Origin of the sequence: Halopiger xanaduensis SH-6 (assembly GCF_000217715.1) — an archaeon.
GTDB lineage: Archaea > Halobacteriota > Halobacteria > Halobacteriales > Natrialbaceae > Halopiger > Halopiger xanaduensis.
Map to the genome: position 1 here is coordinate 1,745,142 of NC_015666.1, position 25,654 is coordinate 1,770,795.

Here is a 25,654-nt window from a genome sequence, read left to right on the forward strand (position 1 = left end):
GCGATTGCGCCGCCGCCCCAGAAATGATGGCTGGACGACAACTGTCTTTACCGTCGAGCGCGTCGCTCCGGTATGAGACGGACCGGACCGCCCGGCCGCGACCGCAACGGCGGCGAGGGACCGGCGGCGCGACTCCGCGAGAACGTCACTGAAATCACGGTGCTGGTCGCCACCGGCCTGCTTCTCGTCGCCGGTTTCTCCGGACTGATGTGGTTGCTCCCGTTCGCGATCGTTGGCTACATCGTCGTCGTCCCGCTCATCACGATGCTGTTCGGGAACGACGGGGAGTATCGAGCGTTGGTCGGCGAGAGCGGCCAGCGCTCGAGTGCGGACGCGGACACGGCCGCAAATCGAGAGCCGGGGCGGACCGAGCCGCGATCCGGTAGTTCGCATCGGTCGCAGACCGACGAATCGGACCGGCGCGATGCCCTCGAGACGCTGCGCGATCGGTACGCCGCGGGCGAGTTGACGGACGAGCAGTTCGAGCGCAAACTCGAGCGGTTGCTGCACACGGAGACGCTCGAGGACGTCGCAGATTGGGTGGAGGACCGATCCGCGCGGGGACGCGCTCAAGACGGGACGAGCGACGGTGCGGACGGCCGCGAAGGCGAGAATCGGACGGAACGCGACTACGAGTACGAATCGTAAGCAAGTCCGCCGCGAGCGAGACGGTGCGTCAGTCGTCGTCGGTCGCTTCGGACCCGGTTCCAGTCCCGGTCTCGGAACGGGACTCGGTTCGCTCGTCCCGCTCGACTGCCGACGGATCCGGCCACGTAACGCTCCCGAGGAACGGAATGCCGATCCGCTCGGCGGCGCGGGCGATCATGTGCGCGCCGGTCGGCACGGTCAGGAGGAGGAAGGCGATGCCGAGCAGCGCGGTCAGGCCGTCGCCGCCGGGGCCGAACTCGACGAAGCCGGCCAGGAAGATCGCGGCGGTGCCGAGCGTCGTGGGCTTGCTCGTGGCGTGCATCCGGTTGTAGACGTTCGGCAGGCGCAACAGGCCGATCGTGCCGACCGTCAGGAAGAAGACCCCGACGACGACCAGCGCGAGGATGACGATATCGTGGATCATTCGATCACCTCACCTTCGGTGACGAACTTGGCGACCGCGACGGTCGCGATGAAGCCGATGATCGCGAGCACGAGGCTCACGGTTAGGAACAGGCCCCGCTCCGTCTGCAGCGCGAACAGCACCGCGATCGCGACGACGTTCGTCGCGATGGCGTCGAGCGCGACCACCCGGTCAGGATTCGTCGGCCCGCGGATCACCCGGTAGCTACAGAGCACGCAGAGCCCGCTCACGATCACTAACGCCGCACTGATTACCGTCTCGAGCAGCGCCGGGTCGGTCGCCTCACTCATCGTCGACACCTCGTCGTTCGCGGTCCGCGGGTTTGTCGGTTTCACTCTCAGTTCTTCCTCGATTGTGGTCCTCGTTCGCTCCGTTTCCGCCGCGGTCCCGTTCCCCGCCGGAGACGACGATTTCGGGTGGCGCGTCCTCAGGGGAGGCGTCCTCGTCGAACATCTCGAGGGCGTAGTCCTCCCACTGCCGGATCGGCGCGGCGATCGCCTCGGGGTCGCGGCCGTCGACGGCGTGGACGTAGAGCGCGTTCGTCTCCGCGTCGTAGTCCAGCGCGACGGTGCCGGGCGTGATGGTGATGCTGTTGGCCAGCAGCGTGATCGCGACGTCGGTCTCGGCCCGCAGCGGCACCAGGATCACCTCGGGTTCGATCGGTATCCCCGGGGCGAGCACCCGGTAGACCATGTCCGCGTTCGCCCGGACGATCTCCCAGGCGAACGTCGCGAGGTAGAGCCCGGCGTAGGGCAGCGCGCGGACGCCGCGGCCGAGGTCGATCCGCTCGACGTACAGCCGGCGGAAGACGAACGCGATCGGCAGGCCGATGACCAGCCCCTCGAGGAACTGCCCCAGAAGCGCCGCCGGTGAGAGCCCGATCCCGCGGACGAAGATCCACAGGACGGCGAAGGCGGCGCCGGCGAGGGGCCAGGTTTTGACTCTCATTAGTGTCCACCTCCGTTTTCGGTTTCGTTGCCAGCGCCGTCATCCGGCATCTCGAGCTCGCTCGCGTCCGCCGGATCGACGGCCTCGACGTACGCGTCGGCGTCGACTGCGGCGTTCGCGGCCGCGTCGGCGAACTCGTAGACCGGTTCGAAGCCGACGCCGACCAGCACGATCGCCGCGGCGAGGACGGCGAGGACGGCCAGTTGCACGCCGTCCGTGGTCGCGTTCTCGACCGCCGGCGTTCGGTTCCCCCAGAAGCTCCGATTCCACACCCGCGTCGCGTACGCGATGGTCAGCAGCGAGCCGACCAGCAGGAGGACGACGACGGGCGCCGCCTCCGCTCGAGCGGCCGAATCGAAGACGAGGAACTTCCCGAAGAATCCCGACAGCGGCGGGATGCCTACGAGCGAGAGCGAGGCGATGAAGAAGGGGATCGCGAGCATCGGCGACCGCTCCGCCAGCCCGCCGAGGTCGGCCAATCGGCTCGTGCCGGTCGCCGAGCGGACCGCGCCGACCGCCAAAAACAGGAGCCCCTTCGCCAGCGTGTGGTTGAGCGCGTACACCAGCGCGGCGACGAGCGCGAGGTGGCGCAGTTCGGCGCTGGCCGTCGTCGCCGCGATCGCGACCGGAATCGCGATGAAGCCGACCTGCCCGATGCTCGAGTACGCGAGCACGCCCTCGATGGAGTTGCGGCCGACGGCGCCGATCCCGCCGACGAGGATGCTGGCGGCGGCCATGACGAAGAGGGCGGCGCCGACGAAGACGAGCGGCGAGTCGCCGACGATCCCGATGCCGGTACCCGGAATCGAGAGGTCGACGGCGATCGGCGCGTCGGCGAACACCGTAAAGGAGAGTCGGATGATCGCGTAGATGCCGACCTTCTTCGTCGCGCCGGCCAGCAGCGCGCTGATCTGGGGCGGCGCGGCCCGGTAGGCGGTCGGAATCCAGAACTGGAAGGGGACGAGGCCGGCCTTGATGGCGAACACCGACAAGAGCAGGGCGTAGAGCCCGAGGGCCGCCTCGGGTTCGATCCCGAAGGCGGCGGGATCGGCCAGCCGCCTCGAGAGGTCGGCCATGTTGAGCGTGCCGGTCACGGCGTAGACGCCGCCGACGCCCAGCAGGAAGACGGCGCTGGCCAGCAGGTTCAGCGAGACGTACCAGAAGGCGGCGCGGGTGTGCTGGGGGCCGCCGTAGTAGGCGACGAAGATGTAACTCGCCATCAGCATCACCTCGAACCAGACGAACAGGTTGAACAGGTCGCCGGTGAGGAAGGCGCCGGTGACGCCCAGCGCCAGGAAGTGAAAGAGCGGGAAGTAGTAGCTCCGCCGGTCGATCTCGGGAAGCACGCGCGTCGAGAACACCAGCGACGCGATCCCGAGGACGGCGACCATCGTCAGCATGAACGCCGAGAGGCCGTCGACGACGAGCGTGATGCCGACGGGGGCGACCCAGTCGCCGACCTGGTAGGTCACGATCCCCGGCGCGCCCGGTGCGAGGACGACGTACCAGTCGATCGCCGCGACGGCGACGGCGTAGGCCGCTCCGCCCGCGAGGCTGACGCCGATCCGGGCGCGGGGCCAGCGACCGAGCAGGAGGCTGGCGACGGCCGCCACGAGGACGATCAGCATCGGGGCGATCACCAGTTGCGACTCGGTGCCGACCGGCAGCGCCGCGAGCGGCAGCGGCGGCATCGTCGTCGCGGTCGAGCACAGCGCGGACAGCGTCATTCGCGATCACCCAGTTCCGAGACGTCAAGCGTGTCGTGCTCCTCGTACACCCGGTAGGACAGCACCAGCGCGAAGGCGGTCATGCCGAAGCCGATCACGATGGCCGTCAGCACGAGAGCCTGCACGAGCGGGTCCGCGATTCCGACCGGGACGTGGATATCGTGGCCGTGACCCTCGAGGACGGGCACCGTCTCGGCGGTCCCCTCCGTAATGCCGCCCATCGCGAGCAGGTAGACGTTCGCGGCCTGGCTGATGATCGCCAGCCCCCAGACGACGCGGATCAGGTCCCGCCGGAGCAGCAGGAAGGTCCCCAGTGCGAACAGCGCGCCGACCACGGCTGCGAGGACGACGGCCGTCATTCGGCTCCCACCACCGAGAGGATCGTGAGCAGGCCGCCGACGACCACGCAGTAGACCCCGAAGTCGAACGCCATCGCGCTCGCCACCTCGACGGTGCCGTAGATCGGCACGTCCTCGAACACCCAGTAGGTCTGGGAGAGGAAGGGCAGATCGAACAGTAACGGCACCAGCCCGCTGACGACGGCGATCGCGAGGCCATATTCGAAGATTCGGCGGTAGGCCACGACGACCCGGTCCCGCGAGGGTTCCTTCCCGGGTTCGACGTCGCGCCCGAGCACGCCGCGCTCTAAGAAGTCCAGCCCGAAGGCCAGATAGAGCACGGCGAAAGCCGTCACCGTGAGCACGCCGCCGATGAAGCCGCCGCCGGGGAGGTTGTGCCCCTCCACGAACAGCGCGATGGCGACGACCAGAATGATCGGGACGATCGCCCGCGCGGTCGTGCGCATGATGACGGTTGTCATCGGCACCCACCTCGGCTGGAGGTGCGGGTTCGCTGTCGGCGACTGCGGGTGCGGATCCGGTGTCGGTTTCGACCTCGGTCTCCTCGAGTCGATACCACCGTCGAAGGGCGTCGTCTCCGTCTCATTCGTCATCTCCTCGAGTGTGACTGGTACCGTCCACAGTGGGATCTGTCCCGTCGGCTCCGCCGGCACCGCCGGTCCGCATGACGATCAGCGTCAGGATCGAGATCGCGGCCAGCGCGACCACGACGAGTTCGCCGAGGGTGTCGAAGCCGCGGAAGTCCACGAGGGTGACGTTGACGATGTTCGTGCCGCCGCCCTCGGGAACTGCCAGATTGGCGTAGGCCTCCGCGATGTCCGTGTTCCCGTCCGGGCGGGCGTCGGTCGCGACCAGCACCGTGATGAACGCGGTCGCGCCGACGGCCACGGAGACGACGGCGTCGCGGACGACTCTCCCGATCTCCACTTCGTAGTACTCCGGAATCTCCTCGATCACGAGCAGGAAGATCAACAGCACGAGCGTCTCGACGACCAGCTGGGTCAGCGCGAGGTCCGGCGCGCTGCCGAGGATGTAGAAGATCGCAACCATGAAGCCCAGAATCGAGAGGGTAAGCACGCCCGCAACGTGGGAGTCGGACGTCACGACCGCGAGGCCGGCGGCGACCGCGACGACCAGCACGAGCGCGACCGCCGGCGGCGTCTCGAGGCCGAACACGGTCGCCGTCACGGCGCCCGTTGCGACGAATCCGGCCAACGCGAGGGCGGCGGTGGCAAGCAGCGTCCACGTCGCGTAGGTTCGCAGCAGGCCGTTGTGGACCCGCGAACCGAGCCACGCGCCCGCGCCGGTGAGGTTGCCGACGACGGCGTCGTACCACCAGTTCGCGCTCGTCGGCGGGAGCGTGTGCGGAATCGCGCGGATACCCCGGTGAAGACGGTCGTAGAAGGGGAACGCGAGCAAGCCGGTACCGATCGTGACCGCGCTCATGGCGGCCGCGGGCGAGTACGACGTCGGAATGCCGACGTGCATCTCGTGAGGATCGACGGCCGTGGCCTCGAGACCGGACTGGACGATCGCGTCGATCGCGAGTTGCGGGCGGACGCTGACGACGGCGGCCAGCAGCGCCAGCACGGCCGGCGAGAGCAGCAGCGTAACGCCGGGCCGGTGGACGTGGCCGAGCGCGTCCGGCCGGTTACCGAAGAACAGCGAGAGGAACTTCAGCGAGTAGAGTACGGTGAAGACGCTCCCGAAGACGGCGACGGCGGGGTAGAGCCAGCCCAGTATCCCGATATCGTGGTAGTGGCTCGCCTCCACGGCCGCCTCGAACAGCAGTTCCTTCGAGTAGAAGCCGTTAAAGGGCGGGATGCCGGCCATCGAGAGCGCGACGACGGTCGTCATCGCCGCGGTGATCGGCAGATCCTGTCGGAGCCCGCTCAGGTTCTCGAGTTCCCGCGTACCGGCCTCGTGGGCGATGATGCCGGCGATCAGGAACAGCGCGGCCTTGAACAGCGCGTGGTTCAGAAGGTGGAAAACGCCCGCCTCAGCGCCGTAGACCGACGTGAAGCCGAATCCGGCGACCATCAGCCCGAGGTGGCTCGCGGTCGAGTACGCGAGCAGTTCCTTGACGTCCGTCGACGCGACGGCCATGATCGCACAGACGGTCATCGTCGTCAGGCCGAGCGTCGCGAACAGCAACAGCCACTCCTCGCCGACGAGCAGCGGGCGGACGCGGCCGACGAAGTAGACGCCGACCTTCACCATCGTCGCGGAGTGGAGAAAGGCCGAAACCGGCGTCGGAGCCGCCATCGCGTTGGGCAGCCAGAAGTGGACCGGCACCTGCGCGGACTTGGTCCCCGCGCCGATCGCCAGCAGGAGCAGGACCGGGACGAACAGCCCGCGCTCGCGGAGCCCCTCCCGCATCGCGTCGGGGTTCTCGAGCATCGCGACGAGGTCGAACGTCGCCGCCGCGCCGATCGCGTCGCCGGCGACGATCGACAGCATGAGCAGGCCGACCAGCAGGAAGAGGCCGCCGCCGACGGTGATGAACATGGCCATCCGGGCGGCGTACTTGGAGGAGTCGTCCTCGGTGTAGTGGCCGATCAGGACGAACGAACAGAGGCTCGTGAGTTCCCAGAAGAGGAAGATCGCGACGAGGTTGGCCGCCAGCGCGACGCCGATGATCGATCCCATGAACGCGAGGAGGGCGGCGTAGAAGCGCGTGAGGTGGGACTCGCCGTGCATGTAGGCGGGCGAGTAGAGGAAGATGAGGGTCCCGATGCCGCTCGCGAGCAGGGCGAAGAGGAGGGCCCAGCCGTCGACGTAGAACTGCATCGCGATCTCGAGCGACGGAATCCAGGTGAAGTCGACGGGGCCCTCGGTGCCGTACTGCGAGGCGAGTAGGCCGAAACAGGTCAGCGCCACCGCGGCGCCGGCGTAGCCGACGTACTCGCCGAGGATTCGGCGCAAGAGTGGCGTCAACCCCGCGACTACGAACGGCAGCGCGACCGCCGAAAGTACGATCGACAACTCGGGAGGCACGTCTGCTATTGTACACACAGGCGTAATTTAACGGTTCGGCACGAATACGCGACGCCGAGAATCGACGGACTGGATCGGATCCTCCCGGCCGTACGCACCGCAGCGTCGGCCGTCCGCCCGAGGCCACAACCACGACTCCGACACGCTTATTCGCCGCGACCGACCAGAATCGTGTAGTGAGTACCGAGACGCCCGATTCCGACGATCCCACGGAAACCGAAGCCTTCCGGCAGGTCTGCGAGACGCTAGTCGACCGGATCCTCGCGGGCGAGATCGAGCGCGACGAGGTCGAGAAGGCCAAACTCGAGGCCTGCTCGGAGCACTCGGCCCCGAAGGTGCCGAAAAACTCCGAGCTGCTCGACTACGCGCCCCAGGAGCACCGCGAGGACCTCGAGGCGGTGCTCCAGCGCAAGCCGGTCCGCACCGCATCGGGAGTCTCGCCGGTCGCGATCATGACCTCGCCCGAGCGCTGCCCGCACGGGAAGTGTCTCTACTGTCCCGGCGGCCCTGACTCGGAGTTTTCCTCCTCGCAGAGCTACACGGGCGAAGAACCCGCTGCGGCCCGCGGCGTCCAGAACGATTACGATCCGTACGGGCAGGTGACGCTGCGCCTCGAGCAGTTGCGCGAGATCGGCCACCCCGTCGACAAAGTGGAGCTGATCCTGATGGGCGGCACCATGACCGCCCGCTCCCACGACTACCAGGAGTGGTTCGTCAAGCGCGCCCTCGAGGCGATGAACGACTACGACGTCGACAAGGAGCCCGAACCGGCCGAGGGAGAGAGCTTCGCGCAGGATCCGGAGGAGTACGAGTTCCGGTATTTGGAAGACGTGATCGCGGAGAACGAGACCGCGGACGTCCGCAACATCGGGACCACCTTCGAGACCAAGCCCGACTGGTGCGACCCCGAGCAGATCGACCGGATGCTCGATCTCGGCGGCACGAAGGTCGAGGTCGGCGTCCAGACCACCTACGAGCGGGTCAACCGGGAGATGCACCGCGGCCACGGCGTCCAGGAGTCGATGGACGCCAACCAGCGGCTGCGGGACTCGGCCTTTAAGGTCGGCTTCCACATGATGCCCGGCCAGCCCGGGATGTCCAAGGAGATGTGTCTCGAGGACTTCCGGCGCATCTTCGAGGAAGAGGAGTGGAAGCCCGACTACCTCAAAATCTACCCGATGCTAATCGTCCGCGACACGGCGACCTACGACTGGTGGCACCGCGGCGAGTTCGAGCCGCTAGGCAACGACGAGGCCGCCGAACTGATCGCGGAGATCAAGGACATGATCCCCCGCTACACGCGCCTCCAGCGCGTCCAGCGGGACATCCCGGCGGACTTCATCGACGCCGGCGTCTGGAAGTCCAACCTCCGGCAACTCGCCCGCCAGCGCATGGAGGAACACGGCTGGTCCTGCGACTGTATCCGCTGTCGCGAAGTCGGGATGAACGACGAGGAACCCGAGAACGTCGAACTCGACGTCATGACCTACGACGCCTGCGGCGGCACGGAGCACTTCATCTCCGTCGAGGACTTCGACAAGGACCTCCTGATCGGCTTCTGCCGGTTGCGGTTCCCGTCGAATCCGGTGCGGCCGGAACTCGAGAACGCCGCCCTGATCCGCGAACTCCACGTCTACGGCAGCGAAGTGACCATGGGCGACGAGGGAGAGACGGACCAGCACCAGCACAGGGGCTACGGCCGCCGACTGATGGAGAAGGCCGAGGAGCTCGCCGCCGACGCGGGCTACGACAAGGTCAGCGTCATCTCCGGGATCGGCGCCCGCGAGTACTACCGGAACAAACTCGGCTACCACCAGGACGGGCCGTACGTGAGCAAGCGGCTCTGACGGTCGATACCGGAGTTCGTTCTCGGAGGTCGCGTTACCGCTCCGACGGATCCTTTTCGTATTCCTGCAGACGCTCGTATTCCTCCCCCGTGATCGGCAGAATCGTCCCGTGCTTGAACCCGTACGGGAACGAAAACTCCTCGTTGGCGCGCACGAACTCCCCCTCCAGCGACTCGGCGACGAACGGCACGTACCCCTGCGTCTCCGGACTACCGCCGAAGTAATCCAGGAACAGACACCACCGCCCGTCCTCGAGTCGCACGGCGGTCGGCGCTTCGTAGCGCGCGCCCTCGAGTCCCTCCATGGTGCGATCGAACGCCGACACTCGGGTGAACGGCCCGGTCGGACGGTCGCTTTTCACTAGAATGATGCCGGTCGGGTTCTCGTCGCTCTTTAGGAAACAGTAGTACGACCCGTTTTCCTCGTACATCGCGGAATCGATGACGCCGCTGTCGTCCTTTCGGTATAGCAGTTCCGGCTCCGAGAACGTCTCGAACGAGTCGGTTCGGGCGTAGTAGATGGCCTTCTCCTCGTACTCGTCGCTGCGGTGGGACGACGACCAGTGGACGACATAGTCGCCGTTCTCAGCGTCGTAAGTGATATCCGGCGCCCAGAGGCAGCCGAACTGTCCGTCCCCGAGTTCGACCATCCGCTGGTCGGACCAGTCGACCAGGTTCTCGGACTCCCACAGCACCAGCGCGTCGCTCCCGTTGCGATTGATCTCCTCCCACGAGCCGTCGTACTGGTTGGGCATCCCGTAGGCCAGGCTGAGGTCCGTTCCCATGATCACGAACCGCCCGTCGGTCGTTCTGGTGATCGTACAGTCCCTGACCCCCTTGTCGCCCTTGTAGCTCCAGAGTATGGGGTCACCGCCGTTTACCGCCTCCCAGTGAAATCCGTCTTCGCTGATCCCGAAGTACACCTGCTCGCCGTCGGGCGTCCGCTTCTCCCGAAAGTGAACGAATAGGTATGGCATACCCCGACAGTTGGTACACGCTCCCGTATCCGTTTCTATCTCGTCACGCGCTAGTACTCTCACCTGAGCCGAGGTTTCGACGGAACCACGTTGAATATCCCGCTCGAATGCTCGAGCACCGATGCACATCTACTCCTCTGCGATTCGGTTCAATACCACACCCACAATAGCGGCAGTGATGGCCACCAAAACCACTGCGAAAAGCATTAACATACCGACAAATATTGCACCGCCGAATAGATTGGACGTGTGCATGTCGTACCAGTAACAGCCTACCAAAGGATGAGAAGCGCCGAGATAATGTAGAGTCCAGTTCCGACCGCCTTTTTCCCGGACTCCATCTGGATGAGATATGCGAATGTGATAAGAGAGATGATCGGAAACGGAAATTCAGATTCCCAGTATAGATATGTACTCATGTAGCCGACAGCTCCGGCAGCTAGAGACGTTACGCCTGCTCCGATCGTTACCCACAGGTCCGCCGGCAGATGTCCGTCGTCTGAGGGGGGCGCGTTCGCATCTGCACCGTCTGTCGCCACTTCCTTGACAGCAGTCCCGTCAGACTGACCCCCACTACATTCTGGGCAACTGTGACCGCTGTTGACGGTGGCACCGCACATTGGACCGTCCCGCGTCATCTCTGGTACCCCCCGATCAGGAGAGTTCGATTCATGGTTATTCCTCTCCCCTGATCGGAAATATATTTTATGAGTGAACATTTTGATACGCAATATTCACCCTCGAGGAGCAGGGAGGACCCCATACTGCCTCGGACCCATCGGCGGGACGGCGGACAGCCGATCGCGTTACGCTCGAGGCGAATCGCTATTCTGACTGACCGACCGCGTCCTCGAACGCCGCCTTCGCGCGCCGGCCGCCCCGCTGCAGGTAATCGATGTCGACGCCGGCCAACACGAAGTCGAAGCCGCGGTCGACCCACCGCTCGATCTCGTCCTCTTCGAACGCGAGCGTCGCGACCGGCTTGTCGACCGCGTGGCCCGCCTCGAGCACGCGGTCGACCGCCTCGAGGAACTCGTCGCCGTCCGTCTCGCCGAACAGGTCGAGCGCGGCCGAGAGGTCTGCGGGGCCGACGAACAGTCCGTCGAGGCCGTCGACGGCGGCGATTTCCTCGACGTTCTCGAACCCCGATTCGGTCTCGATTTGCGCGAGCGCGAGCGTTTCGTCGTTGGCCCGCTCGAGGTGCTCGGGGAACGCCTCCCCGTACTCGGTGCCGCGGCCGTAGCCGACGCCGCGGACGCCCTCGGGCGGGTAGCGGGTCGCCTCGACCAGCGCCCGCGCGTCCTCGGGGGAGTCGATCATCGGCGCCATCACGCCGTCGACGCCGGCGTCGAGGGTTCGCTTGATCTCCGTCGGATCGTTCTCCGAGAGGCGGACGATCGCCCCGGGATCGGTGTCGGTATCGGCGTCTGCGGCGTCGACCGCGCGGGCCATCTCCGTCACCGTCTCGATCGAGTTCGTGGAGTGCTCGGCGTCGATCATCACCGCGTCGAACGCGAGCTGCGCGCTAATTTCGGCGATCGCCGGATCGCTCAGGGCGACCCAGGTGCCGACGAGCGGCTCTCGAGCCCGGAGCTTCGAGACGAAGGTCATGCCGAATCGTTGGCCGATCGGCGAGAAAAGGTCACCGGTGGCGGAAACGCGGGCAGCGGCTCCCGCGACTCCGGCGGGCGGCGTCAGAATCCGAGATCGTCGTCGATCAGTACGAGCTGCGTGCGGTCGTCAACCCGTTCGTACTCCATGGAGACGAGCTTTCCGACGACGCTGCCCTGTCCGTAGACCTCCTGCGCGCGGGCGTCCTCGAGCGGGAGCGCGTACTCGCGGATGCGCTCGACGGCGGTCTCCCAGTCGGACTCGATCTTGTTCGTGCCCGCGACGAGGACGAGCGATTCGGCGCCGAAGGGCCAGGCGCCGACGGCGTTGCCCAGCGCGTTCGCGCCGAGAATTTCGCCGCTCTCGGCGATCGCGTTCGCGCCGTCGAAGAAGACGTCGGCGGTGGTCGCCTCGCGGCGACGGGTCGACCGTTCGTCCTCGTCGTCGATCTGCTCGAGGGCGTTGCCGACGTAGTCGAAGCCGTCGGCCTCCGCCAGCACGTCGGTGAAGCCGATCTCCTCGAGCGTCGTCGAGTGGCCGTCCATTACCTCGGCGCCGTCGGGGATCTGGTCGGTCAGGTGCTCCCGAGCAGCGTCTCCGTCGTCGAAGACGTGGACCTCGATATTTCGCTCCTCGACGTTGGAGACGACGGTCTCGAGCGTTTCCTCGTCCGGCCGGTCGTCGAAGCGGGCGGGATCGATCTCGAGGTCGTCGACGAAATCGTCCTTCGTGTAGTAGTCAGGTGCCATCGTCGCGGACGATTTGCCGCCGAGGCGGATCAGCGGCGGGCCTGAATACGTCGACGGCGCATCGCCGGACGGCGGGACTGGCGCCGACTGCGTCGGCCGATCAGACTGCAAGCACCGTATCAACGATCAGCATCAGTGCGAAGCCGACGACGAAGGCTGCGGTTGCGATATCGGCGTGCCCGTGACCGTGGCTCGAGGGGACCAACTCGCGGAAGACGACGGCGATCATCGCGCCGGCGGCGAAGCCGGCCGCGACGGGGAACAGGTTCGAGACGAACGCGACCAGCGCGAAGCCGACGGCCGCGGCGATCGGTTCCGGGACGCCGCCCGACAGCGTCGTGTACAGGAGGGTCCGCGGGCCGGAGATGCCGGCTCGGACCGAAGGAACGGCCATCGCGAACCCGTCGGGGACGTTCTGGACGGCGATCGCCGTCGCGATGGCCAGTCCCAGCGCGGCCTCGCCGCTGGCGAAGGCGATCCCGACGGCCAGCCCCTCGGGGACGTTGTGGATCGTGATCGCGGCGCCGACCAGCGCGGCCCGGCGGAGGTCGTCGCTGACTCCGTCTTCGGGACCCGTTTCGACGCGCTCCGACAGCGTCGGGAGGTCGCCGGCCGGATCGCGGAGTTTCGTCCCCTCGACCTGCTCGCCGGGAAAGAGCACGTGGATGTGCGGCAAGAGCGCGTTGCTCGCGAGCAGGAAGCCGCCGCCGGCGACGAGTCCCGCGACGACTTCGAACGGCGAGCCGAGCTCGAGGCCGGGGAGCACGAGCGCGAAGACGGCCGCGCCGACCATGATTCCCGACGCGAGGCCGAGCGAGCCGTCGTAGACGCGGTGGCTGATCCGATCGGTGAGCAACAGCGGCAAGGCGCCGATGCCGGTCGTGCAGCCGGCGAGCGTCGAAACGACGAGAACTTCCTCGAGCGACGACATATCTGGCCGTTCGAAGCCGACGGACAAACGTTTGCCGGCTCTCGGCAGTCGTTTCGACCGGCGTATTCCGGTCGAAAATATTATCGGTGGCGAAATAGTTTAGCCGGGTCGTGCGAAATCGAGGGTCATGTCGTCCGTACGCTTCGAGAACGGGAAGCGAGTCATCCGGAACTGGGACCGGGTATTCGAGGCCGCGTCCGCCGAACCGCGGCGACAGATCGTCATCTCGCTGTCGGACGTTTCGCCGGACGAATCGGTGCCGCTGCCGGAGCGCGCGATCAACCCGAACGTCCCCGCCGATCCGGAGCCCCTGCGGCGCGACCTGCTCCATCGACACCTGCCGCTGTTAGCGGACTACGAGTTCGTCGAGTGGGAGGCCGATCCGCTCGTCGCGAGTCGCGGCCCCCGGTTCGCGGAGGTCGCGGCCGTGTTCGAGGCGATCCAGTCGTCCGCCGTAGCGCTTCCCGACTCGCTGGTGATCGGCTGTCAGCGACTCGAGCGGGAACAACAATTCGACGATCGGTAGCGATCGGCCACAGTTACAGTTCGGGACTGGTTGGCGATCGTCCGTAACTCCGAGCAGTTCGGCGATGACACTTTCTCTCTGACTGCGAAGGCGGCCGTGATCGGTGCGTACGAGGCGGGAATGGGATCGGCGCTCAATCGATCGTCAACTCGAGTTCCAGCAGCCCGAGATACGAATCGGCGTTCCCGCTGGTGCGGAACTCGGTCGGCGTCGCGTCGACGAACCGGTAGAACTCGTTTTGCGTGGACGGGACGACGTTCGAGCCGTCCTCGCGGCGGAGGTACGCGGGCGAGTCGGTCTGTCGGAGTTGGTCGGCCCGCTCGGTCCAGTCCTCGGGCCCGTAGAGGAAGACGCCGAACGAGAACCGGCCCGCGGTCAGCGCGTCGTGTTTCGTCTCGAACTGGTCGGCCTCCTCGATGCGGTACTCTTCGTCGCTCACCCAGGCGAGCGCCGCCACGCCCTGGGTCATGAGGAGGTAGAAGTCCCACGACACCGTCGCGTCGAAGACGGCCCACGTGTTCCGCGGGCCGACGGAGTCGACCTCGACGCTGAACGCCGGCCGACCCCGCGAGCCGGTCGGCTCGTGGACGAAGGTGGCGTCGTAGCCGGGCACGCGGATTCCGCGGTCGTGGTAGACGACGCCCTCGGGGTCGATCGGGAGCGAGCCCTCGCCGACAAGTTCGTCGACGAACTCGAGGACCTGAACGCCGCCCTCCTCCTCGAGGCGCTCGAGGAACGACGGGATTCGGTGGACTTCGGCCCAGGGGCGCTGGTTCGGCGCGCTCATCGTCTCAGCGACCTCCGTGGGCTTGCGGTCGAACTCGAGGGGCGATTCGAGCGCCGGGCGTCCGGGGCTCGCGTCGACGGACCGCTCGTCTCGGCGACGATCGTGTGCATAGTTGTCCGAAACGGGCGGATTCGGATTAGGCTTTCCGACCTCGGGCCGCCGAAATCCACCGACTCGATCGCGATTCGGTCGCGCCGGTTCGGCGCCGTCGACCCGAGACGCGGAGCGACACGCCTTTTTGACCGCGCCGGGCACTTTCGGTATGGACCAGAAGCGGGAGCTTACGAGCGTCGATCTCGCCGCCCTCGTCGAAGAACTCGGCGCGTACGAGGGCGCGAAGGTCGACAAGGCCTATCTTTACGGCGACGACCTCGTCCGGCTGAAGATGCGGGACTTCGATCGGGGCCGCACCGAGTTGATCTTCGAGGTCGGCGAGGTCAAGCGCGCCCACACGGTCGCCCCCGAGCGAGTACCCGACGCCCCCGGCCGGCCGCCGCAGTTCGCGATGATGCTGCGCAACCGGCTCTCGGGCGCGGACTTCGCCGGCGTCGAGCAGTACGAGTTCGACCGCATCCTCGAGTTCACCTTCGAGCGCGACGACGGTACCACCCGGATCATCGTCGAACTCTTCGGGCAGGGTAACGTCGCCGTCACCGACGGCGAGTACGAGGTGATCGACTGCCTCGAGACCGTCCGCCTGAAATCGCGAACCGTCGTCCCGGGCTCGCGCTACGAGTTCCCCGACACGCGGACGAACCCCCTGACGGTCTCGCGGGACGCGTTCTACCGGGAGATGGACGACTCCGACACGGACGTCGTCCGGACGCTGGCGACGCAGCTCAACTTCGGTGGCCTCTACGCCGAGGAACTCTGTACCCGCGCCGGCGTCGAGAAGGCGATGGACATCGCCGAGGCCGACGAGGACGTCTACGACCGGATCTACGAGGCAATCGAGCGACTCGCGCTCGATATCCGGAACGGGAACTTCGACCCGCGGCTGTACCTCGAGCGCGAGGACGACGACGACGGGAACGGGGATGACGAGGACGATGTTCAGGAGCGCGTCATCGACGTTACTCCCTTCCCGCTCGAGGAACACGAAGCCGAAGGGTTGGTCGGCGAAGCCTACGACTCCTTTTTGACCGCGCTGGACGACTACTTCTTCCGGCTCGAACTCGAGGACGAGGAGGAGCCGGACCCCACCGAACAGCGGCCCGACTTCGAGGAGGAGATCGCCAAACACGAGCGGATCATCGAGCAACAGCAGGGGGCGATCGAGGGCTTCGAGCAGGAAGCCGAGCAACTCCGCGAGAAGGCGGAACTGCTGTACGCCCGGTACGGCCTCGTCGACGACATCCTCTCGACGATCCGGAACGCCCGCGAACAGGACCGTCCCTGGGACGAGATCGAGGAGCGCTTCGAGGAGGGCAAGGAACGCGGTATCGAGGCCGCCGAGGCGGTCGTCGGCATCGACGGCAGCGAGGGGATCGTGACCGTCGATATCGACGGCGAGCGGATCGACCTCGAGGCCCGACAGGGCGTCGAGCAGAACGCGGACCGCCTCTACACCGAGGCCAAGCGCGTCGAGGAGAAGAAGGAAGGCGCGCTCGCGGCCATCGAGGACACCCGCGAGGACTTGGAGGAGGCCAAGCGCCGCCGCGAGCAGTGGGAGGCGGAGGACGCCGGCGAGGACGACGCGGACGACGAAGACGAGGGGGAAGACAAAGACTGGCTCTCGATGCCCTCCGTACCGATCCGCGAGAACGAGCCGTGGTACGATCGGTTCCGCTGGTTCCACACCAGCGACGACTACCTCGTGATCGGCGGCCGCAACGCCGACCAGAACGAGGAGATCGTCAAGAAGTACCTCGAGCCCGGCGACAAGGTGTTGCACACGCAGGCCCACGGCGGCCCCGTCACCGTGCTGAAGGCGACGGATCCGAGCGAGGCGTCCTCGAGCGACATCGAACTGCCCGACTCGAGCATCGAGGAGGCCGCGCAGTTCGCGGTCTCCTACTCCTCAGTCTGGAAGGACGGCCGCTACGCCGGCGACGTCTACGCCGTCGACTCGGATCAGGTGACCAAGACGCCCGAGAGCGGCGAATACCTCGAGAAGGGCGGGTTCGCGATCCGCGGCGATCGGACCTACTACGACGACACGCCGGTCGGCGTGGCCGTCGGGATCCAGTGCGAACCCTACACCCGCGTCATCGGCGGCCCGCCGTCGGCTATCGAGGGGCAGGCCGAGACGACGATCGAACTCGAGCCCGGACGCTACGCCCAGGCCGACGCGGCAAAGCGGATGTACCGGCGGTTCCGCGAGCGGTTCGAAGACGAGTCGTTCGTCCGCAAGATCGCGAGTCCGGACCGAATTCAGCACTTCATGCCGCCGGGCGGAAGTCGGATCGCCGAGGAGTAGCCTCGCTGCGTTCGGAACGGATCCGGCCCTCGACGTCGATTTCGCACCCGAGAGTGGCGCGAGACTCGAGTCCGATTCGGCTCGGTCGCTGAAATCGAATCGCGATCGAATCCACACGTGGTATATATACGACTCGTTTGATCGCGTCGGTTCGCGCCCCACCGGCGGCCGAAACCCGCGATTACTCGCGCGACTCGAGCCCCCCTGTCGAACACCGATTAGCTTCGGAACAACCCTCATAACGGCGGGGCCGATAGGACGGGTGTGATCGCTCTAGCTTCGTCGATCGGCAGCATCGCACTGGTAGCCGGGCCGCTGCAGAGCGATACGACGACGCTCGGGATCGCCGCTGCGATCGTCTTCGCGCTGGTCGTGTTTATAGCCGTCATGGTGTACCTCGCGTTCGGCCCGCACAACACCGTCCTGCAGGACGACGAGACGCCGATCGGCCGCGACCGATCGGTTGCCGGCGAATCCGGAGCCGAATCCGAATCCGACTCCGACTCCGACGCGGACGCGAACGCGGTGCAGGGTCAGCCGGACGAGCCCCGCGCGAACGCCGGCGAGGGAACCGAAACGGACGGCGCCTCGAGCACGTAGTCGGCGAAACCGCCCCCGGCAGCGCCATGGGCAGCGTACACGGCCCCCGGCGGTGACCGTCCGCTATGCCGGAACTCGGAACCGCAACGATCGTCTACGAAACGTCGGACGGCGACGTCGAGGAGGTCGACGTCGACAACGACCACATCGCGTACTTCCAGGATCACTGGCTGTTCGCTTACGATATCGACGACGAGGGGAACGATATCGTCCGGCGAGTACCGCACAATCGCGTCTACTACGTCGAGCGCTCAGTAGAGGAACTCGAGGACACATTCGATACGGCCGTCGACAAGGCCAAGGACAAACTCCAGAAGCTCGGAGACTGACAGCCGCGAGGGTGTTCGACTCGCTCGAGGATCAGGCGTAGCCGCCCCGCGGGAGTCGGCCGGCGCGGGCGAGGACGGCCATGGCGACGGCGATGGCGGCGACGAAGAACACGTAGCCGCGGAAGACTGCCGTGTAACCGAGGCCAGCCTGAGCGAAGGCGCCGACGGCGACGCTGCCGGTCGCCTGAATGAGCATCATCGTCGCGCTGAAACCCGCGTAGGCGCTGGCGCGGTTCTCGTCGGGCAGCGAGTCGAGCAGGTAGGCGTCGGCCACCGGGAAGAGACAGTGGATGATCAGTCCCATCGCGACCGTGACGGCGGCGATCGCGACGAGCCCCTCGACGACGGTGACGGCGGCGAGGCAGGCGACGAACCCGACGAGCGTCGCGAGCAGTACGGGGAGATAGGAGAACCGATCCGCGAGGCGGCCGGCGATGACGAACGACGGGACGCCGGCGGCGAACAGCACCGTCAGCAGGGTCGTTCCAGTCTCGGAGGGGATCCCCTTCGCGGCGCCGAGGTACGTGACGTAGAAGTTGAACACGCCCTGCCAGACGAAGCCGGTGAAGCCGACGAAGACGATGCCGACGGCGATCAGCCGCCACTGCGCGCGGATCGCGGCGAGGAAGTCACGGTCGTCAGCGCCGGCGTTCGGCATCTCGGCGCGCCGGACGGCGAACAGGAAGGCCACGGTGAGCAGAAACGCGAGGACGGCGAGCGCGCCGAAGACGAGCCGCCACGAGCCGCGGACGATCGCGACCGAGACCAGTATCGGCGCCGTGACGGCGGCGATCTGGGAGAACATCCCGCGGACCCCGACCGCGAGGCCGACCCGCTCGGGGAAGAGTTCGCTCACGAGTGGATTCGCGGCGATAAAGAAGATGCCCGTCGCGAGGCCAACGAGCAAGGCGCCGGCGATGGTGAACCAGATGCCTGGCGAGAGCGCGGTCAGCGCGGACGTGACGCTGAGGAAGAGCCCCATTCCGAGAAGAGCGCGGTGCCGGCTGATCCGCGTCAGGAGATAGCCCGTCGGCAGCCGGGAGAGCGCGCTGCCGACCCAGACGGCCGTCGCCGCCAGCCCCGCCGTCGCCGGCGCGACGCCGGACTGGATGAAGAAATCGACCAGCGGCGCGAACGCGATCCGACCGGTGTTCACCAGAAACGAGAACACGCAGATCGTCCCGAACACGCCGAGCCGGCCCGACGGTTCCGGCAGTCGCGTGCCGATCATCGGCGCGACGAGTCGAGGCGGCAAACCGTCCGTCGCTTCGACCGCTCCGCTCGCGTGCTTCCGACTGCCGGCGACGTCCATCCCGGATCCATTCGTAGAGACACGACTACCGGTCTCTACGGTACGGAGTTGAATCTCTCGATTTGTGATATCCGGTCGCGGTTCTCGAGCGCGAAGCGATACCGACCGCTGACAACCGTGATCCGGGCGGTATCCGGACCTGGATTACGACGCCCCGTCCACGGCGCCGCCGTCGTTGGCGGCGTCGCTCGAGTCCTGCGTCGGGTTCTCGTCGATGCGGTCGCGCCACTGCTGCTGGCTCGCGTCGTGGGACGCGCCGAGGGCGATCAGGAAGCCGATGATCGCGGTCACGACCGCGATGCTGCCGACGCCGACGACGGCGATTTGGAAGACGGTTCCCGAGAGAACCTGTGCCGAAGTCAACAGCGAGACCGCCGTGACGGCCGCGATGAGCACGAGGAGGCGACCGAACCGGCCGGTCGCGAGTCCCTGACTGAATTCGTCGTCGGTGTCCAGCAGCTCGTTCAGGATACCCTCGTACTCGTCGTCGGTCGCGACGTTTCCGAGCGAGTGGAGCGAGTGGGCGATCCACAGGCCCGCGGTGACGTTGAGCAGTGCGACGAACGAGATCCGTCCCAGCTCTCCGCCGACGACCAGTCCCGCGAGAATCGCGTTCACGAACGCGATGGCCATGAGTCCGTGGGTCGCGAGCGAGCGGGTTCCGAAGTCCTCGAGCAGCGTTACGTGTGCGAGCTTCATGTATGATATTGGTTCGCAATGGGGATACGGATCGTCCCTAACAGTGGCAACCCCACCGCGTCGTCGCCGACGAACCCGATCCTCGAGCGCCCTCGCGGTCGAGGGATCGCAGCCCACTTATCACCGCCGCGTGAAGCCACGCGCATGCAGATCAAAGACCGGGAGCAGATCGAGGGCGGGCGCGAACGGGTGACGGTCGTCCCCGAGAGCGTCGACGACCTCTGGCATTTGCAGTACGTCCTCGAGCCCGGCGACCGCGTCGCGGGCGATACGACCCGGCGCATCCAGCGCAACGACGACCAGATGCGGGATACGGGCGGCGAGCGCGAGCACATGTGGGTCGCCATCGCCGTCGACGACATCGAGTTCCACAAGTTCGCCAACCGCCTCCGCGTTGGCGGCGAGATCGTCGCCTGCTCGCGGGAGGATCAGTTAGGCTTCCACCACACGCTGAACGTCGAGGAGCGGGACGAACTCTCCATCGAGAAGCGGTTCAAACCGGACCAGGAGGCCCGCCTCGAGGAGGCCGAGGAGGCCACCGAGAACCCGGACGTCGCCATCGCCACGGTCGAGGAGGGCCAGGCCCACGTCCACACGGTCGCCCAGTACGGCACCGAGGAGCGGGCGACGATCACGGGCACGACCGGGAAAGGCGAGTACGCCCGCGGACGCGACGAACTCTTTTCAGAACTCGGAGACGTCCTGAAGCGCCAGGACGCCGACGCGATCATCCTCGCCGGTCCGGGCTTTACGAAACAGGACGCGCTGAAATACATCGAGAACAACGAGCCCGAGGTCGCCGAGAAGATCACGATGGTCGACACGGCCGCCGTCGGCGATCGGGGCGTCCACGAAGTCCTCAAGCGCGGCGCCGTCGCGGACGTCCAGCAGGAAACCCGCATCGAGAGCGAGGCCGAGTACATCGACGAACTCACCGAGCGCATGGCCCAGGGCGCGAAGGCGGCCTACGGTCCCGAAGAGGTCCGGAAGGCCGCCGACTACGGCGCGATCGATCGGCTCCTGATTCTGGACGATCGGCTCCGGAAGGAGCGCGGCCCCGAGGGCGAGTGGAACATCGACGTCGACCAGCTCGTCCGCACCACCGAGCAGAAGGGCGGCGAGGTCACCGTCTTCTCGAGCGAGTTCCCGCCGGGCCAGCAGCTGTCGAATCTCGGCGGGATCGCCGCGCTGTTGCGGTACCGGCTCGAGTGAGGACCGCCGCGTCGCTTCGGTATCGACTCGAGTGAGCCGGCTCCGCCTCGAGTCGGTGCGGGTCGAAACGTATAGGATGCTGTTCACTCCTGTTCAAAACGCGCGACCGTGAGTACCCTCGTTCTCGTGCTGTGGCTGCTCGCCGTTCTCTTCTACGGCGTCGGCGATCTGGTCACGACGGTCGTCGGCACTCGAACGGACGGCCTCGAGGAGGGACAGCCGCTCACTCGAGCGATCTTCGGCGAGCAGCCGTCGGCGCTGCAATTCGGACTGTTCAAGGTGGGCGTCCTGCTCGCGTTTTACGGCGTTTTCCTGCTGCTCCCGGACGACCGCTTTCGCCCGCTCGTTCCGGCGGCGATTCTCGGCGTCGGGATCGGCGTCGTCGTCCACAATATTCGGGCGATTCGAAGCGTTCGCTGACCGCAACGGGGAGGTGATCGAGACTGGCAGGTCGCTGGTGACCGGCGAGCCGCGTCAGGCCCGCTGCACGTCGGCCTCGAGGTTCGCCTCGATGAGCTGAATCAACACCGACGCGAACAGCGACTCCGAACTCCAGATCGCCGTCTCGCTCCCGTCGTCGTCGATCACGCTCAACAGGATGCTATCGTCGTCGACGAGCACGATCCGTCCCGACCGCTGGTCGTCCGTCCGGCGCATGAACGGCGATTCTACCGCCACGTCCTCGAGCGAGTCGAACGCCGTCTGGACCGCCTCGATCTGGCTCATCGTCACCACCGTCACGCCGGCCGTTGCCCGGTCCTCGAGCGTCCGCCCGATCGCGTCGGTGACGAGTTCCGGGAGCCGCGTGCCGAAGACGATCCGCTTCTCAGCTTGCGAGCAGAGGTCGACGACGCGGTCGTCGATCCGGTCGCGGCCCCGCACCGTCCAGATGTCCTCCTGGGTCTCCTCGCCGGCGGCGTCGTCCCTGACCGATTCGACGTACTCGAAGGCCCGGTCCTGCTCGCGCTCGAACTGCTCGCGGAGGAGTTCCCGCGCCTCGTCGACGCTGACCGGCCGGTAGCGGATCGGGTTCGACTGCTGGACCTCGAGCAGGCCCCGATCCTCCAAGCTGTCGGCGACGCTGTAGACCTGCGAGCGGGGGACGTCGGTGATGTCGGCGACGTCGCGGGCGGTCCCCGCGCCGAGTCGGTGGAGCGCGATGAACACCTTGGCCTCGTAGCTGGTCAGCCCGAGTCCCTCGAAGGCGTCGACCGCTGCGTTTTCGTCGTCGGTCATCCGCCGTCACCTCCGCGACCGTCACCGTCGCCGTCGCGGTGTCCGGCTCCGTCGTCGATCGTCGACGCCGGCGTGCCCCCGTCGCTTGCCGCCGGCGCCGGCCCGCTCGAACCCGACGGATCGAAGGAAACGTCGGGGCCGAGGTACCGCGTCCACAGCACCAGCAGGGACGGCAGGACGACCACGCTCGCGAGGAACGCGTACGTGATCGTCAGCGCCGTGATGATGCCGAACTGCTGGAGCGCCGGCAAGATTGCGAATGCGAGCGTGCCGAACCCGCCGACGGTCGTCGCCGCGCTACCCAGCAGGGCGCCGCCGGTGCCGGTGACGGTCGTTCGGAGCGCCGACCAGACGTTGCCCTGCCGCTCCAACTCGAGCGAGTAGCGCGCGCTGACGTGGATGCTGTAGGCGACGCCGAGCCCGATAGTCAGGCTCGTGATCATCCCCGTCAGCACGTTAAAGGGCATGCCGATGAGGTACATCGTGCCGAGGATCCAGCTGACCGAGAACGCGACCGGCAGCAGGGTCACGATCCCCAGCGAGGCGCTGTTGCCCGTCAGCCAGTAGGCGACCGTGAGGAAGGCGAAGACGGCCACGAGCGTGATCAGCAGGCTCTCGAGGACGGTGTCGAGCAGGTCCTGTTCGACGATGTAGCTGACGATCGGATCGCCGGTCGCGACGGCGGTCACGTCCGCGCCGTCCTCGATCGAGGCGGCGATGTCGCGCATCTCGTCGGTCGTATCGCCGGGGCTCGCGTCGCCCTGAACCCCGATGACCAGCCGGGCGGCGTCGTACTCGGAGCCGTCGCCGCCGTCGGTCCGGGAAATGACCTGACTGGCGGCGTCCTCGTCGACCTCGAACAGCTGGTCGTACAGCGCCGTGACGTTCTCGTCGGGCACGCCGTCGTCGTCGGTGTCGGCCGCGTCGAACGACTCGTTGAACGACTCGTTCTGTGCGGCGACTCGCTCCATCGTCGACAGCGGATCCTGCACGTCCGCCTCGCCGGTCGCCAGCTGGTAGGCGACGTCGCTGTCCGCGGCGTCGTCGCGGGCCGCGTCGATCCGCTCGAGCGCCGCCGGATCGTCGACGTCGCCTTCGGCGAGGATCTGAGCCTGGCTGTCCCCGCGCTGGAAGTGCTGGTTGACGAAGTCCATGTCCGCCTTGGCCTGGTACTCGCCGGGGCTCAACCCGCCCGGCAGCCGCTCGGTCCAGGCCGGCGGATCCTCCGCGAGGAAGTCCTCCTGCTCGAAGCTGGTGTCGACCTGCGTCGCGCCGTAGACGCCGCCGGCCGAGAGCAACAGGACGAGCACGAGCAGGATGGCAGGCAGCTTCCGGGCAGCCGTCGAGCCGACCGTCAGGAGTTCGCTAAAGCGGCCGCCGCCGGTCCCGAACGCGCGCTTGCGGCGATCGTACCCGCGCCCCTCGAGGAACTCGTCGATCTCGACCTTGGCGGCGGGGATCAGGGCGCCGAAGACGATCAGCGCGGCGACGATGCCGACGGAGCTGACGATTCCGAACTCGCGGATGGGGCCGATCGGGCTGACGAGGTTCGAGAGGAAGCCGATGACGGTCGTCGCGGTGACCCAGACGAGGGCGACGCCGACGCCGCCGAGCGCGATCGTCATCGACTCGCGGACGCTGCCGGAGCCAGTGGCTCCTGCCTCGTCGCGTTGCTCCCTGTGTCGCATGAACACGTGAATCGCGTAGTCGATCGAGAGCCCGATCAGCAGGACGGGCACCGCGACGAACATCTGGTTGAACGCGATCCCGGCCCAGCCCATGAAGCCGAACGTCCAGACGAGGACGACCGCGATACCGACCACGCCGAGGATGATATCGAGCAGGTCGCGGTAGGCGACCAGCAGGGCGACGACGACGAACAGCATCGCGAGCGGGCCGACGATCGCGAGGCTGTCGCCCATCGAACGGTCGATTTCGTCGGTGACGATCCCGCCGCCGAAGACGACGTAGTCGCCGTCCTGGGCGTTCGCGAGATTCCGAATCTCGAGTTGACTCTCGACGGTCCGGTCGTCGATCGCGCCCATCTCCTCCGCGCCGGCCGAGTCCGCGCCGGCGGTCGACTGGGTGATCGACGTCATCCGGGCGTCGGCTTCGGTGCTCCCCGGTTCGTACTCGCTGGGCATCAGCCCGATCGCGAAGCTCTCCCCGTCGTCGCCGTCAGAGAGCGTCCGCTCGACGGCGTCGTCGAACTCCTCGCCGTCGAGTTCCTCGAGCGCCTCGATCTGCTCGTCCAGCGACGGCTGCTCGTCGTCCTCCTCGAGCGCCGCCCAGTCTTCCTCGAGTCGTTCGGAGTCGTCCTCAAGCGCGTCGTACTCGTCCTCGAGGACGCCCATCGTCGCGCCGGCGTAGATATCCTCGCGCTGTTGCTGGAGCTCCTCGTATTCGGGGACCGACTCCGGATCGTCGGCGTCCTGCTCGATCTCGAACAGCTGCGACTCGATCTCGCGGAGTTGGCCGACGTACTCCTCGTACTCTGCAGCCTGCCCGTCGTCGAGCCCCTGCGTCGCGTTCTCGACGACGGCCGCGAAGTCTTCGTCGCTCGGTCGCTGCTCGTATTCGGGGTCGCTCTCGTTGTAGGTCGCTTCGATCTGCTCGCGTTCGCGCTGTAACGCGACCGTCTCGTTGAGGCCCTCCTCGAGCCGCGCGCTCGTCTCGTTCAACTCCGCGCTGCGGGCCTCGAGTTCGGCGCTTCGGTTCTCGAGGGCGGCGACTCGCTCGTCGGTGATCGCCGTAATGGCGACCAGGTTCTCGACCCCGGTGATCGGGTTCTCGTCGACGAGCGTTTCGTTGATCGACTCGTTGGTCCGGATCTCCTGCTGGAACTCGAGGGAGTCGATCAGCGACTCCTTCGCGAGGACGTTCTCGTCGGTTCGATCACCTCTCGCGATCACCTGGACGCTCGTCGTGTTCTCCTGTTGCTCGCTCGTGAAGTTGCCGTCGATGCGCTCCAAGGCTTGCGCTTCGTCGGATTCGCTCTCGAACTGATCGAGCGAGGAGTCGTCGTCGACCATCGGCATGCCGGCGCCGACGAGCGCGGTCGTCACGAGCAGGACGACGAGTACGAGGCGAGAACGAGACGTGATGACGTCGGCGAGTCGCTCCGGCACGCTCATGCGATCGCCTCCGTCGGACTGCTTCGGTCTTCACTGTCGATGCGTTGGCGGACCATGCTGTTGTTACGATCCTACAAAATGCGGCCGCTTATACGTGTTTGCTTATTTACACTTTCGAGACAGTCACGACGATTGAGACGCGCCGGCCGATCGCCGCCCCGATCGTGACAGCGAGCGCACCGT

At 66.8% G+C, this 25,654-nt stretch carries 24 protein-coding genes; 8 read left to right on the forward strand and 16 right to left on the reverse strand.

The window, feature by feature from the left end:
- Positions 1–72 precede the first annotated feature (72 nt).
- Entirely contained in the window at positions 73–648 is a 576-nt protein-coding gene (locus tag HALXA_RS08515; RefSeq protein WP_013879930.1) for an SHOCT domain-containing protein, read from the forward strand.
- Positions 649–676: 28 nt separating this feature from the next.
- Here HALXA_RS08515 and mnhG read toward each other — a convergent pair whose 3' ends face one another.
- From mnhG to mbhE, 7 genes are all read right to left on the reverse strand, one after another.
- On the reverse strand, positions 677–1,072 hold the full coding sequence (gene mnhG, locus HALXA_RS08520) for a monovalent cation/H(+) antiporter subunit G (protein ID WP_013879931.1): 396 nt from the start codon (positions 1,070–1,072) through the stop codon (positions 677–679).
- A complete protein-coding gene (locus tag HALXA_RS08525; RefSeq protein ID WP_013879932.1) occupies positions 1,069–1,362 on the reverse strand; it encodes a monovalent cation/H+ antiporter complex subunit F in 294 nt (97 codons plus the stop codon). Before HALXA_RS08525 ends, mnhG begins: the two co-directional genes overlap by 4 nt.
- Positions 1,355–2,020 (reverse strand): Na+/H+ antiporter subunit E, encoded by a 666-nt coding sequence (locus tag HALXA_RS08530; protein WP_013879933.1) that lies wholly within the window; start codon positions 2,018–2,020, stop codon positions 1,355–1,357. The genes HALXA_RS08525 and HALXA_RS08530 overlap by 8 nt, the downstream gene beginning before the upstream one ends.
- Positions 2,020–3,747 (reverse strand): Na+/H+ antiporter subunit D, encoded by a 1,728-nt coding sequence (locus HALXA_RS08535; RefSeq protein ID WP_013879934.1) that lies wholly within the window; start codon positions 3,745–3,747, stop codon positions 2,020–2,022. Before HALXA_RS08535 ends, HALXA_RS08530 begins: the two co-directional genes overlap by 1 nt.
- Positions 3,744–4,106: a sodium:proton antiporter gene (locus HALXA_RS08540; RefSeq protein ID WP_013879935.1), complete on the reverse strand. Its 363-nt coding sequence runs from the start codon at positions 4,104–4,106 to the stop codon at positions 3,744–3,746. The genes HALXA_RS08535 and HALXA_RS08540 overlap by 4 nt, the downstream gene beginning before the upstream one ends.
- Positions 4,103–4,567, reverse strand: coding sequence for an MnhB domain-containing protein (locus HALXA_RS08545; protein ID WP_013879936.1), 465 nt, complete (start codon positions 4,565–4,567; stop codon positions 4,103–4,105). Before HALXA_RS08545 ends, HALXA_RS08540 begins: the two co-directional genes overlap by 4 nt.
- 121 nt (positions 4,568–4,688) lie before the next feature.
- Positions 4,689–7,103 (reverse strand): hydrogen gas-evolving membrane-bound hydrogenase subunit E, encoded by a 2,415-nt coding sequence (gene mbhE / locus HALXA_RS08550; protein WP_013879937.1) that lies wholly within the window; start codon positions 7,101–7,103, stop codon positions 4,689–4,691.
- 176 nt (positions 7,104–7,279) lie between these two features.
- Between mbhE and HALXA_RS08555 the strand changes: the two genes are divergently transcribed.
- A complete protein-coding gene (locus HALXA_RS08555; RefSeq protein ID WP_013879938.1) occupies positions 7,280–8,950 on the forward strand; it encodes a tRNA uridine(34) 5-carboxymethylaminomethyl modification radical SAM/GNAT enzyme Elp3 in 1,671 nt (556 codons plus the stop codon).
- A 34-nt stretch (positions 8,951–8,984) separates the two neighbouring features.
- Here the strand turns inward: HALXA_RS08555 and HALXA_RS08560 are convergent, their stop codons facing one another.
- The 4 genes from HALXA_RS08560 to HALXA_RS08575 all read right to left on the reverse strand — a co-directional run bounded on the left by HALXA_RS08560 (position 8,985) and on the right by HALXA_RS08575 (position 13,217).
- Positions 8,985–9,926 carry a glycoside hydrolase family 43 protein gene (locus tag HALXA_RS08560; protein WP_013879939.1) on the reverse strand — a complete coding sequence of 314 codons (942 nt, stop codon included), beginning with the start codon at positions 9,924–9,926 and terminating at the stop codon, positions 8,985–8,987.
- Positions 9,927–10,751: 825 nt separating this feature from the next.
- Positions 10,752–11,537, reverse strand: coding sequence for an HpcH/HpaI aldolase family protein (locus HALXA_RS08565; protein WP_013879941.1), 786 nt, complete (start codon positions 11,535–11,537; stop codon positions 10,752–10,754).
- 83 nt (positions 11,538–11,620) lie between these two features.
- Positions 11,621–12,286, reverse strand: a complete 666-nt coding sequence (locus HALXA_RS08570) for a lactate utilization protein (protein ID WP_013879942.1) — start codon at positions 12,284–12,286, stop codon at positions 11,621–11,623.
- Positions 12,287–12,386: 100 nt separating this feature from the next.
- The gene (locus tag HALXA_RS08575) at positions 12,387–13,217 is read right to left on the reverse strand and encodes a ZIP family metal transporter (protein ID WP_013879943.1); all 831 of its coding nucleotides are present in this window, start codon (positions 13,215–13,217) and stop codon (positions 12,387–12,389) included.
- 127 nt (positions 13,218–13,344) lie between these two features.
- Here HALXA_RS08575 and HALXA_RS08580 point away from each other — a divergent pair, with 127 nt between their 5' ends.
- Entirely contained in the window at positions 13,345–13,743 is a 399-nt protein-coding gene (locus HALXA_RS08580) for a hypothetical protein (protein ID WP_013879944.1), read from the forward strand.
- A gap of 133 nt (positions 13,744–13,876) precedes the next feature.
- On the opposite strand, the gene HALXA_RS08585 is transcribed toward HALXA_RS08580, so the two are convergent.
- On the reverse strand, positions 13,877–14,530 hold the full coding sequence (locus HALXA_RS08585; protein ID WP_013879945.1) for a hypothetical protein: 654 nt from the start codon (positions 14,528–14,530) through the stop codon (positions 13,877–13,879).
- Positions 14,531–14,792: 262 nt separating this feature from the next.
- Here HALXA_RS08585 and rqcH point away from each other — a divergent pair, with 262 nt between their 5' ends.
- The 3 genes from rqcH to HALXA_RS08600 all read left to right on the forward strand — a co-directional run bounded on the left by rqcH (position 14,793) and on the right by HALXA_RS08600 (position 17,878).
- The gene (rqcH, locus tag HALXA_RS08590) at positions 14,793–16,949 is read left to right on the forward strand and encodes a ribosome rescue protein RqcH (protein WP_013879946.1); all 2,157 of its coding nucleotides are present in this window, start codon (positions 14,793–14,795) and stop codon (positions 16,947–16,949) included.
- Between the two features lie 264 nt (positions 16,950–17,213).
- The gene (locus HALXA_RS08595; protein ID WP_049895266.1) at positions 17,214–17,549 is read left to right on the forward strand and encodes a hypothetical protein; all 336 of its coding nucleotides are present in this window, start codon (positions 17,214–17,216) and stop codon (positions 17,547–17,549) included.
- Positions 17,550–17,614: 65 nt separating this feature from the next.
- Positions 17,615–17,878 carry a hypothetical protein gene (locus HALXA_RS08600; RefSeq protein ID WP_013879947.1) on the forward strand — a complete coding sequence of 88 codons (264 nt, stop codon included), beginning with the start codon at positions 17,615–17,617 and terminating at the stop codon, positions 17,876–17,878.
- A gap of 31 nt (positions 17,879–17,909) precedes the next feature.
- Here the strand turns inward: HALXA_RS08600 and HALXA_RS08605 are convergent, their stop codons facing one another.
- Positions 17,910–19,190 carry an MFS transporter gene (locus HALXA_RS08605; RefSeq protein WP_013879948.1) on the reverse strand — a complete coding sequence of 427 codons (1,281 nt, stop codon included), beginning with the start codon at positions 19,188–19,190 and terminating at the stop codon, positions 17,910–17,912.
- Between the two features lie 144 nt (positions 19,191–19,334).
- Positions 19,335–19,889, reverse strand: coding sequence for a hypothetical protein (locus HALXA_RS08610; protein WP_013879949.1), 555 nt, complete (start codon positions 19,887–19,889; stop codon positions 19,335–19,337).
- A 144-nt stretch (positions 19,890–20,033) separates the two neighbouring features.
- Between HALXA_RS08610 and HALXA_RS08615 the strand changes: the two genes are divergently transcribed.
- Both HALXA_RS08615 and HALXA_RS08620 read left to right on the forward strand, forming a co-directional pair.
- Entirely contained in the window at positions 20,034–21,101 is a 1,068-nt protein-coding gene (locus HALXA_RS08615; RefSeq protein ID WP_013879950.1) for an mRNA surveillance protein pelota, read from the forward strand.
- A gap of 108 nt (positions 21,102–21,209) precedes the next feature.
- Positions 21,210–21,521 (forward strand): hypothetical protein, encoded by a 312-nt coding sequence (locus tag HALXA_RS08620; RefSeq protein ID WP_013879951.1) that lies wholly within the window; start codon positions 21,210–21,212, stop codon positions 21,519–21,521.
- Between the two features lie 54 nt (positions 21,522–21,575).
- On the opposite strand, the gene HALXA_RS08625 is transcribed toward HALXA_RS08620, so the two are convergent.
- Together HALXA_RS08625 and HALXA_RS08630 are read right to left on the reverse strand one after the other, a co-directional pair.
- Entirely contained in the window at positions 21,576–22,337 is a 762-nt protein-coding gene (locus HALXA_RS08625) for a TrmB family transcriptional regulator (RefSeq protein WP_013879952.1), read from the reverse strand.
- Positions 22,334–25,471 (reverse strand): efflux RND transporter permease subunit, encoded by a 3,138-nt coding sequence (locus tag HALXA_RS08630; RefSeq protein WP_013879953.1) that lies wholly within the window; start codon positions 25,469–25,471, stop codon positions 22,334–22,336. The genes HALXA_RS08625 and HALXA_RS08630 overlap by 4 nt, the downstream gene beginning before the upstream one ends.
- Between the last annotated feature and the right edge of the window lie 183 nt (positions 25,472–25,654).

What these genes read in the sequence shown, in the direction of transcription:
- rqcH (WP_013879946.1), top strand. Translation starts at nt 14,793, where the DNA reads ATGGACCAGAAGCGGGAGCTTACGAGCGTCGATCTCGCCGCCCTCGTC.
- HALXA_RS08610 (WP_013879949.1), bottom strand. Translation starts at nt 19,889, where the DNA reads ATGAAGCTCGCACACGTAACGCTGCTCGAGGACTTCGGAACCCGCTCG.
- HALXA_RS08525 (WP_013879932.1), bottom strand. Translation starts at nt 1,362, where the DNA reads ATGAGTGAGGCGACCGACCCGGCGCTGCTCGAGACGGTAATCAGTGCG.
- HALXA_RS08515 (WP_013879930.1), top strand. Translation starts at nt 73, where the DNA reads ATGAGACGGACCGGACCGCCCGGCCGCGACCGCAACGGCGGCGAGGGA.
- HALXA_RS08575 (WP_013879943.1), bottom strand. Translation starts at nt 13,217, where the DNA reads ATGTCGTCGCTCGAGGAAGTTCTCGTCGTTTCGACGCTCGCCGGCTGC.
- HALXA_RS08560 (WP_013879939.1), bottom strand. Translation starts at nt 9,926, where the DNA reads ATGCCATACCTATTCGTTCACTTTCGGGAGAAGCGGACGCCCGACGGC.
- HALXA_RS08580 (WP_013879944.1), top strand. Translation starts at nt 13,345, where the DNA reads ATGTCGTCCGTACGCTTCGAGAACGGGAAGCGAGTCATCCGGAACTGG.
- HALXA_RS08585 (WP_013879945.1), bottom strand. Translation starts at nt 14,530, where the DNA reads ATGAGCGCGCCGAACCAGCGCCCCTGGGCCGAAGTCCACCGAATCCCG.
- HALXA_RS08630 (WP_013879953.1), bottom strand. Translation starts at nt 25,471, where the DNA reads ATGAGCGTGCCGGAGCGACTCGCCGACGTCATCACGTCTCGTTCTCGC.
- HALXA_RS08540 (WP_013879935.1), bottom strand. Translation starts at nt 4,106, where the DNA reads ATGACGGCCGTCGTCCTCGCAGCCGTGGTCGGCGCGCTGTTCGCACTG.
- HALXA_RS08530 (WP_013879933.1), bottom strand. Translation starts at nt 2,020, where the DNA reads ATGAGAGTCAAAACCTGGCCCCTCGCCGGCGCCGCCTTCGCCGTCCTG.
- HALXA_RS08625 (WP_013879952.1), bottom strand. Translation starts at nt 22,337, where the DNA reads ATGACCGACGACGAAAACGCAGCGGTCGACGCCTTCGAGGGACTCGGG.
- HALXA_RS08570 (WP_013879942.1), bottom strand. Translation starts at nt 12,286, where the DNA reads ATGGCACCTGACTACTACACGAAGGACGATTTCGTCGACGACCTCGAG.
- HALXA_RS08605 (WP_013879948.1), bottom strand. Translation starts at nt 19,190, where the DNA reads ATGGACGTCGCCGGCAGTCGGAAGCACGCGAGCGGAGCGGTCGAAGCG.
- HALXA_RS08565 (WP_013879941.1), bottom strand. Translation starts at nt 11,537, where the DNA reads ATGACCTTCGTCTCGAAGCTCCGGGCTCGAGAGCCGCTCGTCGGCACC.
- HALXA_RS08545 (WP_013879936.1), bottom strand. Translation starts at nt 4,567, where the DNA reads ATGACAACCGTCATCATGCGCACGACCGCGCGGGCGATCGTCCCGATC.
- HALXA_RS08600 (WP_013879947.1), top strand. Translation starts at nt 17,615, where the DNA reads ATGCCGGAACTCGGAACCGCAACGATCGTCTACGAAACGTCGGACGGC.
- mnhG (WP_013879931.1), bottom strand. Translation starts at nt 1,072, where the DNA reads ATGATCCACGATATCGTCATCCTCGCGCTGGTCGTCGTCGGGGTCTTC.
- HALXA_RS08615 (WP_013879950.1), top strand. Translation starts at nt 20,034, where the DNA reads ATGCAGATCAAAGACCGGGAGCAGATCGAGGGCGGGCGCGAACGGGTG.
- HALXA_RS08535 (WP_013879934.1), bottom strand. Translation starts at nt 3,747, where the DNA reads ATGACGCTGTCCGCGCTGTGCTCGACCGCGACGACGATGCCGCCGCTG.